The 3442-nt window shown below is 42.7% G+C and carries 2 protein-coding genes; both read left to right on the top strand.

Annotation, left to right across the window (positions count from 1 at the left end; translation table 11 throughout):
- Positions 1 to 1680: hypothetical protein (locus tag ACESM0_RS13365; RefSeq protein WP_372906702.1), on the top strand; the 1680-nt coding region annotated here is incomplete at its 5' end.
- Positions 1680 to 3442 (top strand): UvrD-helicase domain-containing protein (locus tag ACESM0_RS13360; protein ID WP_372906701.1); only part of this gene is annotated, 1763 nt, incomplete at its 3' end. The genes ACESM0_RS13365 and ACESM0_RS13360, both read left to right, overlap by 1 nt.

Here is a 3442-nt window from a genome sequence, read left to right as displayed (position 1 = left end):
GAAGGCGTGAAGACAATTGCTGACAGAGAACACTGGGCGGTATTTAATAGATTTTTTAACTTTCTGAACGATAGTCGACAGATTATTAATCATCCAAAGAGTGCAGGGCAGTGGTGTGACCTGTTGGTTCGCTGGGCTTCAGAAATCTTCTCTGATGGCGTTATCAATGATGGGGCGGGCTACGCGGTGAAATCAGGTATTGAGTCGCTTAGAAATCAATTTGAGGCTTCATCTGTAGAAGGTAAAATCTCGTTCAAACTCATTCGCTCAGAAATTGAAGCGGTCTTGGAAAACAGAACTGGCAGATCAGCCCGGTTCACCGATGGCGTTACATTCAGTAGTATGGTTCCTGTTCGGGGGTTGCCATTTAAACTGATTGCAATGATTGGCCTGAATGAGGAGAGTTTTCCGCGAAAGCAGAACGCTCCTGATTTTGACCTTATGAATCAAAATCCGAGAGTAACGGAAAGAGACCGCAAAAAAGAAGATAAAGCGTTGTTTTTGGAATCGGTTTTGGCTGCCGGTGAAATTCACTATTGCAGCTATATCGGTCAAAGTAGGGTAGATAATGAACATTTGCCCCCTTCCCCTATTGTGAGTGAGTGGATAGACTACTTGAGCCGAATTACAGGGAGAAAGCAGGAGAATTGGGTGCGGTATGAGGCCATTTCCGGATTTTCACCCAATGTTTTCACAAACGGTAAAATCTACTCTGAAAAGTATTTCAGTGCAATGGAGGCAACCATATCTGATACTTCAGACCGCAAAGGAGGTATTCAATTTCAGAAACCAAATGAGAGTAATGATGTTCAGACTGATGTTGAGTTAAACGACCTGATCCGGTTTTACACTAAACATCCCGATTGGTTTTTGCGAAACAGGTTTGATGCCAGACCGCGTGACCCGGAAGATGAGCGAGATGAGTTTTCATTGAGTACCCTGGAAAGGCACCAGCTATTCAGGCAGATCTTTTCATGGCGACTTTCAGGGATTGAGCCGGAGAGATTCGAATCCATAGTTCTCGAATCAGGAATAGTGCCGGCAGGATGGGGTGGAAGAAAAAATCTTAATGAATTGAGCGAGTCGGTTGATACAGCACTACAGGTTTTGGATGAACTGAATATCAAGCCTGAAATGAGTCATATAATTTTAAATATTAAATTGAAAGACAAAGGGTTAACCGGTTTAGTTGAGAACTATTCAAATAGAGAGTTGGTGCAGATCAATCCCTCTTCAAAGCGGGGCGGGAATATGTTTAAGGCGTGGCTGAATCATCTGGCGGTTCAGGCTTCCGGTTTGTTCGAAAACACGAAAAGCCGGTTCATTTGTGAGCTAAAAAAAGGTGAGCCGATTGTGATTACAATCAATCCGGTAAAAGACCCAAAAGAGCTGCTCGGGGAGCTGATGAAAGAATATAGCGATGATTCCGGTAAACCCTTGTTGTTTTTCCCTGACGTGATCCAGAAGTATCTTGATAAAGACCCCTTGAAAAAGCCGGATTACGCCCGTTCCGAAGCCAGGAAAAAGTTTGAGGGAGATCAACACACATTTGCTGAACGCGACAATCTTGCCGTAAAACTGCTCTATGGGCCTAGTGTGGAGTTTTCAGAAGAGATGCTGGATAAAACCTACCTGAAGTGGATGGAAAACATGAATGATCATATGACGGAGGGAATATAGTGTCAAGGAAACTCGAATCGATTTACGATCTGCAGTGGGACGCCCGGACCATAATTGAAGCAAACGCAGGAACCGGTAAGACATACACTATTGTCGGACTCTTTCTTCGTCTGTTGCTGGAAAAAGATCTTAAAGTGGATGAAATTCTGGTAGTCACCTTTACAAACAAAGCTGCATCAGAACTCAGGGAGCGTATTCTAGAATCGCTCAGAAAAACCAAACTCCTGCTTAATAATGAGATAGAAACCGATGACGCTTTTTTGAGTGAGCTGCTCGAAAAGACGGGTGACAGAGAGAAGGCTGTGAAGACCATAAGTCAGGCCATTTTAAACTTTGATGACAGTTTGATATCCACCATTCACGGATTTTGTCAGAAGGTGTTAAAAGAGGAAGCTTTGCTGGCGGGATCATCATTTGATGCAGAGATCTCAAGAGAAGATAATCAGCTTGAGGAGGCTACCGAGGACTTCTGGAGAGAGTTTGTTGCAGAAAATAGTGATTCAGAAATAGGGCAGTACAAACTGGAGACACTATACAGTTTCAAAAGGAAAGCAGGATATACTCCTGTTCATCCTGAATCGCTTAAAATCTTTCTCAATGATCTCTTTAAAAAGCCCTATGCTGAGATTGAGGGAGAGGTGATGGAAGATGTTGATGGATACCTTTCTGAAGTGATAAGCCTGAGGGAGAAAATGAAAGCGAGCTGGGAGGAGAACAGAGATTTCGTTAGAGAAGAGTTTTTGAATAACGACCTAAGCCGATTTAGCCAGTATGCTGAAGGCAGAATTCTGAAAATGGATAATTTCCTCGATTCACCACTTCACGGAAATGAGGTAATTGACCAACTCAAATACTTCAAGTGGAGTTATGTTGATGATGATAGTAATCTGACGAGTAAAGGTACGAAGAAGCCTGGGTTCTGTGAATTTTTTGGATTGATTGACAAATATTCAGAACTGATCTCAGATATCGATAAAGTAAAAACAACGATTCTTTTTGAGTCTTATCAACGAATTAATAAGCGTCGAATTCAACTTAAATTAGACACGGAGACATACAGTTATGATGATCTTTTGATAAAACTTCGAGATGCATTGACGGTACGTTCAAATGCAGATAGTCTGGCTCGGAAGTTGAGGAAACGATACTCGGTTGCGCTTGTTGATGAGTTTCAGGATACAGATCCGATTCAGTACGAAATCTTTGATAAAATCTACCCGGCCACTTCTGTCTGTACTTCCCTTTTAATGATCGGTGATCCCAAGCAGGCAATTTATACGTTTCGTGGCGCGGACGTCTATGCCTATCTGAAAGCGAAGGACGACCTGCAGGGAGAAGTCTACACGCTTCAGGATAACTATCGAAGTTCTGAAGGATTGATTGATGGAGTAAATGCTCTTTTTGGATTTAGTGATGATCCGTTCTTGGATGAGCAGATCGGTTACAATAGGTCTGGAGTGGGGCTGGATCACTTAAAGCAGCAGTATCTAATTAACGGAGAATCGGTTCCTGGTATCCATTTTACGGTTTACGAACCGTTTCAAACCAGTAAAGATGATCTTCGGAAATACTCTGTGAATCAGTCGGTACGAGAGATCTGTGAGATGCTGGAACATAAATCAATACAGATTTTTGACGAAGATTCTAAAGATATGAGGCGTGTCAAACCGGGGGATATCGCCATCCTGGTATCGAAGAACCGGGACGCGGAAATGATAAAGCGTGAGTTGAAAAAAGTAGGACTGAGTGCGGTGACCTATTC

The organism is Rhodohalobacter sp. (assembly GCF_041686455.1).
Lineage (GTDB): Bacteria > Bacteroidota > Rhodothermia > Balneolales > Balneolaceae > Rhodohalobacter.
This window is presented reverse-complemented; position numbering and strand designations above follow the sequence as displayed.